Genomic DNA, 16,757 nt, shown 5'->3' on the forward strand with positions numbered 1-16,757 from the left:
GATCAATAGTCGTAGGAGATCCGCATTCCGACCGTCAGTGGACGATTGGTGGTGATGCGAGCCCGGTCATTGATGAAGTTGCCGGAAATCTCGGCGCGCTCATCGAACAGGTTCTCACCATAGATCTCAAACTTCCAATTGTCGGAAGTCACGCCCGCCGCCAGATCAACCAATGTGTAGCTGTCGAGCTCAAGCTTGTTGATCTCGATAATGTCGGTCAGCTTGGATGCCGAATGGCTCACTTGAGGCTGAATGTAAGCGCCCAAAGTGTCATTGAGATCCCATTCGTAGCGGACCCGCAAATTGCCTTGGAATGATGGCGCGAATGCCAGGTTTGTCCCGGCAAGCACGTCATTTGTCGGTGTGAGAACCTCAGTGATTTCGGTGTCGAGCACCGAGAAAGCACCAGCAATTGTCAGACCGGGCGTTGCGTATGGAGCGACGGTGAAGTCCGCCTCCAAGCCATAAATCTCTGCATTGGCGGCATTGTCTGAGAAGAACAGATTGGTGATGCTCGGATCAAAAATCGTCGTCTGGAGATTGCTGATGTCGACATAGAACGCGCTGCCGTTGAAACGCAGCTGGCCGTCGACCAAGTCAAGCTTCCAACCGAATTCATAGTTCTGAACTTCATCGGTCTCGAGCTCAAACGGGACCGTAAAGCCATTGGCGCCTTGCGCACCGCCGGGACGGTTGAGCAAGCCAGGACGGAAGCCTTCCGAATAGGTCGCATAGAACAGCATGTCTTCGTTCGGCGTCACGGTCAGTGTGCCTTTGAAGATGGTGCCGCTGGTCTTGGCGACGTCTGGCGCTTGAAGCGCGTTGAACACTTGCGTTGCTTGCGCGGTGCTAAGGCCCGCGGCTTCGATTTCGGCAATGCTATCGCCCAGAGTGAAGGTTTGACGAAGTGCAGCGTTGCAAGAACCGATGAAGGTGAACTGTCCGTCGCCATCATACAGATCGTTGATATTGGTGCCGAATGCGTTCGCGTCTTCGGCTGCGCCTGAGTTACAGAACGAGCCGTTGGCGCTGCCTTCGAAATCAACTTCGACATCATAATAGCGCGCGCCGAATGTCGCGGTCAGCAGGTCTGGGACGAGGTCAAAGCTGGCCTCGCCAAAGATGCCAAACTGCTCATCGGTCCTGCGAATATCGTTGCGGAAGATCGTGCTCGCTGGGAACGGACCTTCTTCAGAGATAAAGCCGGCTTGCGGGAAGTTCGGTGCAAATGGACCAAATGGCTGAGCCAGAACATTGCCTGGATAGGCAAAGTCGTTGCGCTCTTGCAGCTCAAGATCGGAATAAAACCCGCCCGCCGTCACGCGCCAGCGGTTTTCCGCTGGAGTGCTAAAGCGCAGTTCTTGCGTAAACACGGTGGTGTTGCTGTCTGAGGTGACAAACAGGTTTGGCGCCTGGCACGTTCCGCTTGGTGCGGCTGCACCAGGGTAGCTGACCGAGCCATCACAGATGTAATACGGCAGGTACTGACCAACGAACAGATAGTCGGAATAGTCGACCCGCTGCTCTGTCTCACGGTCGGTGTAAGCACCGGTGTAAACGATATCGAGCATCGCCAAGCGGCCTTCGACCGTCCAGCTCGTGTTCGAGAAATTGTCTTCTAGGCGATCATCTTCGAAACGCTGAATTTCGAGATTGTCGAGGCCCAGCTCTGGGTCGGCAAAGAACACGCCATCGGATTCAACGCTCTGGCGCGTATGCGACAATGTGACTTTCCAGTCAGGCGTCACTTCCCACAACGCACTCGCGCGGAAGCCGGAATATTGGGTGTCGTTGAAATTGTCTTCGACCAGGCCAGCATTGTCAGCATCGATGAAGGTGACAGCCGACAGATCGGCGCCTGCTTGGAAACCGCCGCGATTGGCATTAACCGGAACACCGTTTGAGCGGACCGTTCCCGATGGACGGAAACGCGCGCTTTCGCTGACATTGCGAGTGCCCGCGACGTTGTCGATATAACCGCCTTGGTCATCAAGGAAGACCACGCCGCGCAAAGCAAACGTATCGGTCACTGGCACGTTGACCATCGCCTCGGCCTTGTAGCTCGCTTCGCCACCTTTGGTGAAAGACACGCCGCCAGAAAACCCAGCGTCAAAGCCGCTGAGGTCAGGCTTGTTGGTGATCAAACGGACGACGCCTGCCTGCGAGCTCGCACCGAAGAGAGTGCCTTGCGGGCCAGAGAGCACTTCGATGCGCTCAAGGTCAGCGGCGTAAACGTCGAGGTTGCGGCCAGGCTGTGCAAGCGGTTGCTCGTCGAGATAGAGCGCCACGTTTGGAGCGAGGCCTGCGACACCAGCAACCGAGAGGTTTGGCGTGGTTGATGCAAGACCGCGAATGTAGATCGTGCTTTGGCCCGGGCCACTGCCGTCGAGCGGTGACCGTCGGCAACTGATCCAGATAATCTTCAAAAGTATCGATGTTCAGCTCATCGAGCTGCTCTTCACCGATAGCGGAGACCGATACCGGCACATCCTGCAGATCTTCACTGCGCTTTTGCGCGGTTACAACAATCGTTGGAACCCCGCCGCGCGCTTCTTCCGCTTCGCCTGCCGGTGCATCTTGTGCGACCGCCGGTGATGCGACAGCAATTGCCAGCGCGCTCACTGAGGCGCGCCTTGCGAACTTAACCATTATGCTTGTCCCCTATAGACATCAGGTGACCCGCGATGCCCGGATGGGCCGCTGAGTCAGTAAAATAGCGCAGTCAGAAAGACTTCGCGCTCTTGAGGGGGCTGGTAACAAGCGATCCAAAGCTCGGCCACAGCTAGCGGTTAAATTTTCAGGACTTAGAAACGCCATGTTGCAAAATAACAACATGGTCAAATATAGAATGAATTTTATGAAATAAGAACTGCGTACTTATAGTTTTAAGTTTTTTATTCTCAATTTCTTAGATCTATACTGCACTTCTATACTCGATTTTTTTAAGTTATGGCAAATATCGATCGATTTACTCTTGATTCCGATCGGTCTATAAGGCAAGTTATTCTTTTGCCATTACTTTCTCATTCCATTCCTCGCACGCTTCTGCAGTAGTGGGCACGCCGTGATGTTTACGCACAACGTCAAAAACGATCGCCTTCACGATCGAGATCATCATCAACAGAACCACAAATGAGAACGGCAATGCGCCGATGATCATGGTGATGCGGATCGCCTCGATCCCGCCGAGGATCAGCATGGATCCAACGACGAACGCCAGCGCAATACCCCAAAAGAAGATGTGGTAACGGCGCGATCCTTCATCTTCGCCTGCACCGTTGATCGTGTTGACGATCAGGATAGCGCTGTCAGCCGAGGTGATCAGGTATGTCATCAGCAGCACGACGACCAGGCCTGACACGATCAACGCGGCTCCATCACCCAGCATCGCAGCCAAGGTGGCGTAGAGCTGATCCGCCATGGGAGCCGCAAGAATGGCTCCATCCGCTGCGCCGCTCAGTTCCAGATCGATGGCTGTGCCACCCACCAATGCCATCCATACAAAGCACATCAGCGAAGGCACTATCGCCACGCCGAGCACATATTCGCGCAGTGTTCGGCCCCGCGAAATCCGCGCGATAAACATGCCGACAAACGGAGCAAAGGCAATCCACCACGCCCAATAGGAAACGGACCAGCCCAGCTGCCAAGAGACCAACGCGTCACCCACTTCGCTGCCATCGGAGATGAAGCGCGCGAGCGATTGCTGCGGCAATGTGATGACATAATCCCACGTCGCAACGCCCAGCAGTTTCAATCCATACAGGCCAGACCCAACAGTCGCGAACAGCGCCAAGAGCGCGAAAGACAGCCCCATATTGAGGTTGGAAAGCCATTTGATCCCGCGTCCAACGCCAGACAAAGCACTGACCGTCGAAGCACCGACCAATACCAATAGGGCGGTGATGATCCCGGCATTTGATGCCGCCAGCGCGCCGTCGTCGCTAAGCCGTCATCAACCAGTCACCCATGCCAATTCGGTAGAGCCCCGCCACAAACTGCTCGACACCAAAGCCAAGCGTGTAGGCCACCCCCAGGATGGTCGCGACCACCGCGACAACATCGACGATATGACCTGCCGGGCCTGACATGACCTTGCCGAACAAGGGAGCAAGACTGGAGCGAATAGTCAGCGGCAGGTCACGCCGGTGCGCGACATAGGCAATGCCAAGGCCCACCAGCGCATAGGTGCACCACGCACCAAAGCCCCAATGAAGGAAGGTGTAGAGATAGGCAGGCCGCACCGCTTCGGCTGACAGCGGCTCAATATCACCGCGTATAATGTCTGGATTGTTGGCAAAGTGTGCCAGCGGTTCTCCAGTGGAGAAGGTCAGCATTCCAATGCCGATGCCAGCCCCAAACAGCATGGCGAACCAGGAGAAACGCGAGAATTCTGGCTTCTCGTCCGGCGCGCCGAGCCGCAAACTGCCCGATTGCGGGATCAGCGCTAACACGGTGCAGACCACGACTAAGGCCGCAACCAGATAGATGTACCAGCCGCCAAACAGCGCAATGATCGACGTGTTAGCCGCCCCCAGAGTGGCGAGCGCCTTTGCCGGGAAGAAAATCGCCCACATGATGATCAAGGAGACGATAATCTTTGACGGGATCGTTACCGCCCGGCTGAAGCCGTCGTAGAAACCGCGATCGTGTGTCTTAATTGGCAGATCAACAAGTGGTGGCGCAATCGGCGCGCTGGCTGACGCGCTCGCGTCGCTGACGGTGTCGTTATGGATAATTGTCTCCCAAGCGCGGGCCCGACCAAATTCGAAACAAAAGGGCCCCTGCGCGTGGCGCAATCATAGGTTAGCCGCCAAGCATTGCAAATCTGGCGGGTCAGTCTTTACGAAAACGCCCGCTCAGAACTTGAATCGAACGTTCACGCTTGCGCCGTATCCCTCGACAGTGCTGCCAGTGATCACCTGGCCTTCGAATGTTCCGCTGACCGCGTCATCACTGTCGCCGATGGCAAGTCCAGCGGACAGCTGGGCATAGTCTTCAACCGGTCCGTTATCGAAGTCGATACTTTGCGTGCCGCTCAGGAAGGTTACGCTGTCATCGCCCTCAAATTCGTGGACATAGCGCGCGCCGACATAGACCGCGCCTGACGTCTCACCGAAGTCCAGCCCGCTGCCGATCCTTGCCCCGATGTTCCCGAGCAGAGAGTCGCCTTCATTGAATTGGAACGCGCCTTGATCGGTGTCGAAGTCCGACACGCTTGATGTGGTGAAAGACAGCCCAGCGCTGGGCTCAACGAAGAAGCCGCTGCGATCGCCGAGCAAAGCGCCGAGCTCTCCGCGCAGGCCGAAAGCGGAACCGTCAATGTCTGCTCCAAACAAGCCTGATGTGCTGGTGAAATTGCCATTCACATCGTCATATTTGGCCAGAGCATTGGCGTAGAACGGACCCGTATCGATCGCAAAGTAAGCCCCGATATTGATGACTTGGTAGTCGATCCGATCTGCCAGACTGACAAAGTTTTGCGTGCTGCTGAGATAGCCGCTGGTCACACCATAGCGGAAGACATCATTGCCGAAGTCAACGCCGGCCTGGAAGCCGAAGAAGTCCTGATCATAGCTAATGTCGATATCGGTCGAGATCATGTTGAAGGTCGTCGTGAAAGAGCGGTCATGACTAAACTGGCTGCCGACGCCGGTGAACCAGGCCTCAATCGTCCGATCGCCTCCACCGCCAAGATATCCGCCGTCGGCGCGGTTGCCCGTGCGTCGGTTGCTGAGGTGCTGGCTCAGAGCGTCCGCTGATGGGACCCACAAATTGCGGGTTCCCTCGGCGATATTGCCGGTCTGGAAGACCGCCTGCGACGGGGCGCTGGCCAAGAGATAATCGTTAAGGTCAGCGTCGAACACCACATCGAATTGCAACAAACCGATGATCTGACGTCCGCCCGGCAATGCGAACGCTCCATCCGCGCTGCCAGCCCCTGCATCAACAACCAAGATGTCGTCGAGCAGGGTTGTTGGCAATCCACCGGTCGGGTTGAGCGCGATAGTGGTCAATCCGCTCGCTGCCCCGCCAACAAACAGCACATCAGAGGTCCCCGCCTCAAAATCGACATCCAACGCCAGCGATGAATCGCCGGAACCAGCAAAATCGCCTTCGATTGTGAGGCTATTGCCGAGCGCGCCATCGACCAGAGACACTGTGCCGATGTTCGCGAAACTCTCAAGGCCCAGCAAAGACACTGGACCAAGCGTGCTGACAGCGAACATACCGCTGTTGGTCAGCAAGTCGTTGCCCGCAGCAAAATCGCTGTCACCTTCAGCCAGGAATGTGCCGGAGTTGGTGAGCACATCATCGCCGCTGTCCACCGACACAAAGCCGAGCAATTGACCAATGTTGGCGATATCAGCCGCCGCGCCAATGGCGCGGATAGCCTCGCCGGTTGTTGCTGTGATGACGCCGGTGTTGATGATCGTGTTGGGACCGGCTCCGCTGTTATTGGCGTAAACACCAATGGTCGAACCCGTCACCGTGCCAGATGTCGTAATGCTAAGTCCGGTGGTGTTCGCACCGTTGGTCGCGCTGATACCGGCGCCGGCAAGACCCATGACCGTACCGACGGAAATCGACGTTGTCCCAGAGCCTGTGTTCTCGGCGATGATCCCGTTGGCCCCGGCCATGACCGTGCCGGTTGCGGTATCGATTGTGAGGTCCGTTCCCTCAGCAGAGGCATTGATGCCGTCACCATTCATGGCCGTGACGTTCGCCGCCGCGATACTCAAAGCGCCGCTGCCCTCGTTGGTGGCGCGAATGCCATTGCCAGCGGCGTTCACTGTGCCCGCGCTGCTATCAATCGTCAGATCGGTGCCCGTGTTGAACGCGGTCACACCGTCGCCGCCCGTGCCTGTCACATCAGCCGCGGTGATGGTGAGCGCGCCCGTGCCAGTGTTGCTGGCAAAAATTGCTCCGTAATAAGCGCTGCCGCCAAGGACGCTGCCGGCTGCGCTGTTGATAGTTAGATCTGTGCCAGAGCTGCGGCCATAAATGCCGAAGTTGCTGTTTCCGGCGACATCACTAGTTGTGATCATCAACGATCCGCTGCCATCATTGACTGCGACTATGCCCGACCGTTCAGCATCAACAGCGCCGCCGCTTGTATCGATTGTGATATTCGCAGCCGATGCAAGGTTTCTGGCGTAGACGCCGGTGTTGGCCATCGCCGTCACATCTGCAGCTGTAATCGAGAGATCACCTGTCCCCGCGTTTGTAGCAAGGATGCCAGATGCACCTGTGACAGGCCCGGTCGCGAGGACAGTCAAATCGGTGCCTGCAGCGGTACTGAAGCTGCCATTGCGCGCGTTAATCGCAGTCCCATTTGCACTGGTCACTTCATTTGCGCTGATCGTCAGCGCACCCGTGCCATCGTTCTGCGCAATGATGCCGCCTGTGTCTCCAGAGACCAGTGCAGCAGTGGTGATCGACAGGCTATCGCCAGTGCCAGTTGCGCTGATGGCCGTACTCGCGCTCGATATGACGTCGCCCGCTGCTGTAATTGTCTGCGCCCCAACGCCCGTCTGCCGGGTTAAGATGCCAAAGTCAGAACTCGTGACGCCATCTGCGCTGATATCAAGAACCCCGGCACCATCCTGGCGCGCGTAGATCCCGGTCGTGGCAGCTGAAACGTCGCCCGCACTGGTGTCAATTGTGAGGTCTGACCCGGAGGCCGAGTTCGAGGCAAAAATCCCCAAACTGCTTGTGCCGGTCACATCAGCGCCAGTAATCGACAGCGAACCCGCGCCGCTGTTGGTCGCGCTGATGCCAATGCCGCCTTCCACCGCGCCTGCCGCGCTTACCGACAGAACGGTGCCGGTCGCAGCGTTGGCGGCGATAATTCCGGCCCGGCCTGTGCCAGTCACCGCATTCGCATCAATACTGAGCGCACCCGTGCCGTAGTTGAGCGCCTCGATACCGGTGTTGAGAGCGGACACGGCGCCTGACACCGAGATCGCTAGCGTGGCACCATCATTGGAAGCAAAAATGCCAGAATCGTCACTGGTTACACCGCGCGCATTGATCAGCAGATTACCGCTACCATTATGGCTTGCGCTGATACCCCGGCTGCCGCTGGTGATATCGCCGCCTGAGCTGTCGATCGTCAGATCTGTCGTCGTGGCCGACGTGCTGGCGAAGATGCCAATATTGCTCGTGCCAGTCACATCAGCGGTGGCGATCGCAAGCGAGCCAGTACCGCCATGGCTGGCCGTAATGCCATTTTGGCCGCCGGTTACGAATCCGCCTGTGCTGTCTATTGCAAAGTCAGTAGACGTTGCCGCCCCTATCGCGCGGATCCCGGCACCATTCGTGCCCTCGACATTTCCGGTTGTTACCGTCGTAGAGCCAGCACCAGCATTGCGAGCATAGATGCCATAAAGACCGCCGGTTGCCGTCCCTGCGCTGGTGTCAATCGTCAGATCAGTGCCATAGGTACGCGCGTAAACACCCGTGCGCGCAATTCCGTTCGCATCGCCACTGGTGATTGATACCTGCCCTTGGCCGCCGGATATCCGAATGCCATTGTCACCACCAGTTACGGTTCCGCCAGCGCTGTCGATGGCGATCGCACCCGTACCGCCGCCGCGCACGAAAATGGCTTCGGTAGAGCCAGTGATGTCGCCAATGGCCCCGCTCGTGCCGATATCGACGCCGCCCGTGCCCGTACCAAAGCGTGTATCGACCAGAATGCCCGCTCCAGCCGTTCCGCTCACACCGCCAATGGTGCCAACATCCTGGATCGAGACATCGCCGCCCAAGCTGTAAGCGTAAATGCCATTGCCCCCGGTGCCGAGGATCGCATCCACCCCGCTTACGTCGATTGCGCCCCCTGCCGAGGCGAGGTCCACGCCATCGCCTGCATTGCCGGTCACGCTGTCGAGGTTTTGAACGAGAATATCCGCGCCCATCGTGTCGAGATCAATGCCATCGGTACCGCCGGTGACATTACCAGAGCTGCCCTGAACCGTGATGTTTGCCGCCGCACCGGTCGAGCCTGCCACAATGCCCTGTGCATTCGTGCCAACGACATCTGCAGTAGAGGCTAGCGTAATGACCGTTGCGCCAGTGGCCGCCCGCGCCGCGATACCATTGGTGCCGCCGGTAACGTCATCGACTGTGATCGCGAGTGTGCCGGAGCCGTAGTGATTGGCGTAAATCCCGCTCGTAGTGCCGCTAACACTGCCGGCAGTTGTATCGATCGAAAGTGCTTGAGCCGTTGGGCTTGTCGTCGCCTGAACCCCGGCGCCATTAGCTCCAGTAACATCGGCACTGATAATCGTCAGATTGCCTGTTCCGAATTGCAAGGCTGAAATGCCCTGAGTACCACCAGTCACGGCTCCGGCTGAGCTGTCGATATTCAGATCCGCACCCAAAGCCAGCGCCTCAATGCCGCTACCCAAGCGGCCTGAGACGTCGCTTGTCGTAATCGCCAATATCCCGGTGCCGGAATTTACCGCCTGAACCCCGCGATTATCGCCTGCAATCGCACCAAGGCTCGTGTTGATCGTAAGGTCTGTGCCGGAATTGCTGGCAGACACCGCATCAAAGCCGTTGCCAGTCACATTAGCTGTGACAATGGAAAGCGAACCGCTGCCCGAATTGCCTGCATTGATACCAATATTGGCGCCCAATACCGATCCCGCAGTTGTATTTATGGCAAGGTTAGCACCAGCAGCACTGTTGCTTGCAACAATCCCGTTTCCGGCAGTCGCCTCGATATCGGCCGTGGTAATTGCGATAGAGCCTGAACCCTGATTCACCGCGAAGACCCCAGCATTGCCGCCGGTCACCGCACCAAGGCTTGAGTCGACAGTCAAATCTGTCGCACCCGCATAGTTGAATGCAAGAACGCCATTGACGCCGCCCGTCACTGTGCGTCCCGTGACAATCGAGGCCGCACCCGTGCCATTGTTTCGCAGATCAATGCCGTCCGTTGTGCCGTTGATCGCTCCACCAGAGCTATCAATTGAAACCGCACCGCCGTTCGTTCCATTGACGACCAAGATACCGTCATATTGGCCGCCAGTAACGTCAGCGCTGGTAACAGAGACCGCCCCGCTGCCGTCATTGCGCACATCAATGCCTTCGGTCGCGCCATAGACGGAGCCTGCGCTGGAGTTGACCTCGATGTCGCCCGTGGCAGTGGCTGTTGAGACAACCAAGATGCCGTCACTGGATGCACCAGTGACATCGCCAGTGGCCACGGAAACCAATCCAGCGCCGGACTGGCGAACATCGATGCCCTCAACCGCGCCGCTCACTAGCCCTGCGGTCGCATCGACCGACACGCCGTCGCCAGTCACTGCATTGATCACTTGAATGCCGTCATATTGACCAGCGCTAACACTGGCGCTTGTCACCATTACGGAACCGGTCCCGTAATTGCGCGCGTCTATTCCTTCTGTGGCGCCTTCGACAACGCCGCCAAGAGTGTTGATCGTCAAGTCGCCGCTTGCCGAGGCATTGCTCTGAGCAAAGATGCCGTCACCAGTCGTGCCCGTTACATCGGCAGTTGTGATGGTAAGCGCGCCAGTGCCATTGTTGGAGGCGTAGATGCCTTGCGCACCGGTCACTGCACCGCTGGAAGTGATGGTCAAATCAGTGCCGGCAACAATGCCAGCCCCGTTGTAGCCATTGCGGGCGAATATCCCAGCGGAGTTAGTGCCCGTCACAATATTCGCGTTTATGGTGAGCGCACCAGTGCCATTGTTTCTAGCATCAATGCCAGTGTTGAGGCCTGACACCTGACTCTGAGTGGTGATTGTCAGCCCGCTGCCATTGGTGTTGGCAAAGATACCGGCATTGGCTGTCGCAGTGACATCGCCGGACACGTTTATCGACTGAGCACCGGCACCATACTGCCGGGTAACAATACCGTAATCCGTCCCGCTCACTGCATTCGCAGTGATCGTTAGATCGCCGGTGCCGCCTTGACGCGCATAAATGCCACGACTTGCGCCGCTGACGCTGCCTGCGCTGCTATCAATACTGAGGTCTGTCCCATAGTTGCGTGCAGTGATGCCTTGGGAATTGGTGCCCGTGACGTCGGCTGTGGTCACCGAAAGCGCACCAGTCCCCTGATTGACCGCGAGTATGCCCCCACTAGCGCCGCTGACATCTCCCGCGCTGCTGTCGATGGTCAGATCAGTGGCCAAGGCCCCGTTAAGAGCAAGAATACCCTCAAAATTGCTCCCCGCTACGGCCGCCGTCGTTATCGAAAGCGCGCCTGACCCATTGTTGCTCGCTTCAATACCTCGCTCGCGGCCGCTTACGCTGCCCGCGCTGCTGTCGATTGTAAGGCCAGTGCCAAGGGTGCGCGCGCTAATGCCGTTCGTTGCGTTGCCCGTGACATCCGCCGTGGTCACCGATAGGGCGCCCGAGCCCATGTTGTTCGCAGAGATATCGCCGGCAACGCTCCCGGTGCTGGTGTCGATGTTGATCGAACCTGCACCATTGGTGATGGCAGTGATGCCACCGCCGCGAATGTCGCCATTGCCAGCGATAAGGATGTTCCCGCCGGGTCCACCAACCGCCTGCGCTAAGATGCCAAGACCTGTGGTCCCTTCGATCCCGCCGACCAGACCATTGCCGGTGATGGTAATGTCGCCGCCGTCGCTATCGGCCCTAATACCCAAGGTCGTTCCAACGATAGTATCAACCGCATTCACCGTGATCGCGCCGCCAGCAGAGGCGAGATCGAGACCGTCGCCCGCATTGCCAGTCACACTATCGAGAGTGTCGACCGCAATATCGCCGCCCATGGAGCGCACATACATACCATCGGTCGCGCCCACGACATCGCCGGAGCTGCCTTGAACTGTGATCGCACCGCCGGTGGACTGCGCGTCGATCCCGGCTTCGACCAGACCGGTCACAACAGCGGTTGAGCCAAGCGTAATGGTCGTCGCGCCAGTAGTTGCATTGGCGTCGATACCAACACCGCCGCTGACTTCATCGACTGTGATATTGAGGCTTCCAGTGGTTCGCTGATTTGCGCGGATGCCCGAAATGCGGCGACCCGAGAGGTCCGTCCCTGTTCCCCGCTGACGCTGCCCGCGCTGCTGTCAATCGTCAGGTCGGTGTCCGTACCGTAATTGTTGGCATAGATCGCGTCATATCTCGTGCCTGTAACGTCCGCTGTGGTCAGCGAAAGCGCGCCGGGGCCTCTATTGGTCGCCAAAATGCCAAAGGAGTTACCGCTGACACCGCCCGCACTGCTGTCGATCGTAATACTCGTACCAAAGTTGAACGCAAGGATTCCGGTGTCATTGCTCCCGGTCACATCGGCCGTGGTGATCGAAAGCGCGCCGTTGCCGCTATTAAATACGCCAATGCCGCGGGTATTGCCAGTCACGCTGCCCGTGCTGGTGTCAATAGTGATCGAACCCGCACCATCGGTGCGAGCACTAATGCCGTAATTACTGCCACTGACATCGCCATTGCCAGTGATAGTGATCGCGCCGCCTGCACCGCCCGCGGCATTGGCGTAAATGCCGCTACTTGCCGTGCCCTCAATCCCGCCGACCAACCCGCTGCCGGTGATCGTAATATCGCCGCCATCGCTGTCGGCCAGAATGCCATTGTCGCCGGTGCCGAGCACTGCATCAACCGCATGCACATTGATCCCGCCGCCCGCCGAACCAAGGTCGAGGCCATCGCCCGCATTGCCGGTAACGCTGTCGAGAGTATCAACCGTGATGTCGCCGCCCGCAGAGCGCACATACATCCCATCGGTTGCGCCCACGACATCGCCAGAGGAGCCTTGAACGGTAATCGCACCGCCGGTCGACCTCGCATCGATCCCGACGCCCGTCAGCCCGGTGATGGCTGCGGTCGGTGCCAAAGTGATGGTGGTCGCGCCCGCCCTTGCATAGGTGTCAATTCCTACGCCGCCGCTGACCCGATCGACCGTAATGTTGAGCGAGCCAGTGCCTTGCTGATTAGCGTAGATGCCGGAGAAAGTTGGTCCGAGAAAGGGCGTTGCTGTCGCCCCGGTAACACTGCCCGCGCTGGTGTCGATTGTCAGGTCCGTGCCAGTATTAAACGCAGCGATTCCGGAGCTATTGCTCCCAGTCACGTCCGCTGTGGTCAGCGAAAGCGCGCCTGTTCCTAAGTTGGTCGCACCAATACCGAAGCTGTCAGCAGAGACGCTGCCCGCACTGCTATCAATCGTCAGGTCCATGCCTAAATTGCGCGCATTGATGCCAAAAGAATTGGTACCCGTCACATCTGCCGTGGTCAGCGAAAGTGCACCCGCCCCGTTGTTGGTCGCAACTATGCCACCGCCGCCGCTGACGCTGCCTGTACTGGCGTCAATCGTGATCGAACCCGCGCCATCGGTGAGAGCATTAATGCCGGAGTTACTGCCGGTAACGTCGCCATTGCCGGTGATGGCGATCGCGCCGCCTACGCCGCCAGTGGCATTGGCGTAAATGCCGCTACCTGCCGTGCCCTCAATCCCGCCGACCAGCCCGCTGCCGGTGATCGTAATATCGCCGCCATCGCTATCGGCCCGAATGCCAAAGCCGCCGGTACCGAGCACCGTATCCACCGCATTGACCGTGATCGCGCCGCCAGTGGAGGCGAGATCGAGACCGTCGCCGTTTTGGCCGGTCACACTGTCGAGCGTATCAACGGTAATGTCGCCACCCGCTGAGCGAACATACATGCCATCGGTTGCGCCCACGACATCGCCAGAGCTGCCTTGAACGGTAATCGCACCGCCGGTGGACCGCGCATCGATCCCGGCTTCAACCAGACCGGTGACAACAGCGGTCGAAGCCAGCGTGATCGTGGTATCGCCCGTTGTCGCATCAACATCAATGCCAATGCCGCCACGGACCTGATCGACCGTAATGTTGAGCGTACCAGCGCTTAGCTGATCAACAAAGAGACCCGAAAGACGACGGTTTAAAGAGTCCTTCCCCGTTGCGCCGCTGACGCTGCCCGCGCTGCTGTCAATTATCAGGTCGGCGTCCATGCCAGCGTTGACCGCATAAATGCCATTAGAGCTGACACCAGTCACATCCGCCGTAGTCAGCGAAAGCACGCCCGATCCAAAATTGCGCGTATCAATACCTCTGATTTCGCCGCTGACGCTTCCGGCGCTACTGTCGATCGTCAAACTCGCGCCAGAGTTGACCGCAAGGATTCCGGCATCATTGTTCCCGGTCACATCCGCCGTGGTGAGCAAAAGCGCGCCCGATCCGATGTTGGACGCAAAGATGCCACGGACGCCCGTCACTCTACCCGCGCTGGTGTCGATCGTCAGGTCTGTGCCATCGTTGCGCGCAAAAATGCCTTCGGCGCCGTTACTCGTCACATCAGCGGTTGTGATGGAGAGCGCACCACTGCCAAGGGTCTGTGCACGAATGCCGTTGCGGATTCCGCTGGTGACGCTGCCCGTGCTGGTGTCGATTGTGATCGACCCCGCAAAGGCCGAGCGCGCAAAAATGCCATAGTTACTGCCGCTGACATCGCCATTGCCGGTAATCGCAATATCGCCGCCATCGCTGTCGGCATTGATGCCACTACCCGCCGTGCCTTCAATCCCGCCGACGAGGCCGTTGCCGGTGATGGTGATATCGCCGCCATCGCTATCGGCCAGAATGCCATTGCCGCCGGTGCCAAGCACCGTATCCACCGCATTGACATTGATCGCGCCGCCCGCTGAACCAAGGTCGAGGCCATCGCCGTTTTGGCCGGTCACACTGTCGAGATTATCAACGGTGATATCCGCCCCGCCAGTGCGCAGATACATGCCATCGGTCGCGCCAACCACATCGCCAGAAGAACCGCGAACAGTGAATGCGCCGCCCGAACGCGAGCGGATACCTTCTGCGCTCTGACCGGTTACCACCGCTCCCGCGGCAAGCGTGATTGTCGTTGCGCCTGTGCTGTTCGTTACATTGTTGATGCCCGTCCGGCCGCCAGTGACCGTGCCCACGATGATGGTGGAGGTACCCGTGCCATTGTGCTCAGCATCAATCCCCACCGCGCCGCCAAAGACAGAGCCACCGCTGGTGTCGATCACCATATCGGTGGCGGACGCTGCGTTATAGGTCGCAATCCCATCGGTCACCGTGCCCACTACATCGCCGGTCGTCATCGACAGAACGCCGCCATAATTGTTGGCAATGATACCGTCATCGCCGCCTTCGACGGTGCTTGAAACGCTATCGATGGTCAGGCCAGCCGCACCATCAGCCTCAGCAAAAATTCCATTGGCCGATCCGGTGATGTCACCATTGCCGGTGATAGTGATTGCGCCGCCTGCGCCGCCTCTTGCATCAGCGCGAATACCATCGCCCGCCGTGCCCTCAATTCCGCCGACCAGACCATTGCCGGTGATAGTAATATCGCCGCCATCGCTATCCGCCCGAATGCCATCGCCGCCGGTGCCGAGCACTGCATTAGCCGCATTGACGCTGATCGCGCCGCCAGCAGAGGCGAGATCGAGACCGTCGCCCGCATTGCCGGTCACACTGTCGAGAGTGTCGACGTTGATTTCGCCGCCCATGGATCGCACATACATGCCATCGGTCGCGCCCACGACGTCGCCGGAGCTGCCCTGCACCGTAATCGCACCGCCGGTTGACCGCGCGTCAATGCCGTATCCAGTCGAACCGGTAACTGTTGCGGTAGAGGCAAGCGTGATGATGGTATCGTCGCTTGTCGCATCGCTATCAATGCCCACACCGCCCATCACCTGATCAACAGTTATGCGGAGCGTGCCAGAACCAATATTGGTCGCGGAAATCCCCTGCATCCCTCCGGATACAGCGCCAGCACTGCTATCAATCGTCAGGTCACTGCCCAAATTGATAGCATAAATCCCGTCATCTGCCGCGCCATCAACACCGGCCGCGGTGATCGACAGCACACCATATCCTTCATTTCTCGCAAAGATACCATCTGTCCCTCCCGACACAGCTCCAGCGCTGCTATCAATAGTCAGCGAATCGGTAGCATTGCTGTTCCGAGCCAAAATACCCCGATCAGTCGTACCGCTCACATTCCCGCCGGTTGTGATCGACGTTGAACCCGTGGGTGCAAAATTCGCAGCGTAGATGCCACGCAGTTCACCATTTATGGTGCTGGTCCCACCGCTTTGAGAAACCGATAAATCGCCGCCAAATTCAAAAATATTAAGCCCACTTACGTTGACGCCAGTGGCATCAACCTCAAATCCATCTTCAATCGTAATGATCGCATTGAAGCCGGATATATCCTGCTGCGTCGCGGCAGGAGCGCCATTGTCCTGGCATTCAAAAACTCCGGGAGAAACCTCAATACATGCATCCTGTGCCAGCGCCGGTCCGCCCGATGCGATCAGCGCTATTGGGGCAACCGTCAGGCCAAGTAGCGCCTTTGCCCATCCCAGACCGCTTGCTACTGATGACGATGGCTCGGCAGCATGTGCGGGGGTGGGAAGCATCTGGGCCCAACCCTGATGCGGGGAATAGCTTGCGGCCTTCCCCTGATATTTGGTCATTCGCCCACCGCGCACCATGCCAAAACCAAGCCAGCTGCGCCGGGTCTGCTCATTCTCACTGGTGATGTCAGTGATAGCTTCGCCGCCAACGTTACGCACAAAATCAGTCATATTGCCCCACCAGGCCCCCTCAGGCCGCAATTCGAGTCAGTCTGGGGGTAGGTGCGGAGCCGCTTCCTCTCAAGCTTGCCCCCAAAAAACCCCGTTTTGACTTCGCCCTTACTGGTTACACGAGGTAACATGTCATTTA

At 58.3% G+C, this 16,757-nt stretch carries 5 protein-coding genes; all 5 read right to left on the reverse strand.

Translation table 11 applies throughout. The features are described 5' to 3' along the window. Positions 1–2: 2 nt before the first annotated feature. Positions 3–2,426 (reverse strand): TonB-dependent receptor, encoded by a 2,424-nt coding sequence (locus AC0V6U_RS08620; protein ID WP_472642763.1) that lies wholly within the window; start codon positions 2,424–2,426, stop codon positions 3–5. A 575-nt stretch (positions 2,427–3,001) separates the two neighbouring features. Then, complete coding sequence (locus tag AC0V6U_RS08625; protein WP_486169427.1) at positions 3,002–3,889, reverse strand: BCCT family transporter; 888 nt, start codon at positions 3,887–3,889, stop codon at positions 3,002–3,004. A gap of 55 nt (positions 3,890–3,944) precedes the next feature. Beyond that, positions 3,945–4,799, reverse strand: coding sequence for a BCCT family transporter (locus AC0V6U_RS08630; RefSeq protein ID WP_472642765.1), 855 nt, complete (start codon positions 4,797–4,799; stop codon positions 3,945–3,947). Between the two features lie 60 nt (positions 4,800–4,859). Then, positions 4,860–11,888, reverse strand: a complete 7,029-nt coding sequence (locus tag AC0V6U_RS08635; RefSeq protein WP_472642766.1) for a hypothetical protein — start codon at positions 11,886–11,888, stop codon at positions 4,860–4,862. Then, entirely contained in the window at positions 11,885–16,618 is a 4,734-nt protein-coding gene (locus AC0V6U_RS08640; RefSeq protein ID WP_472642767.1) for a beta strand repeat-containing protein, read from the reverse strand. The genes AC0V6U_RS08635 and AC0V6U_RS08640 overlap by 4 nt, the downstream gene beginning before the upstream one ends. Between the last annotated feature and the right edge of the window lie 139 nt (positions 16,619–16,757).

The sequence above is a fragment of the Erythrobacter sp. W36 genome (assembly GCF_057364935.1).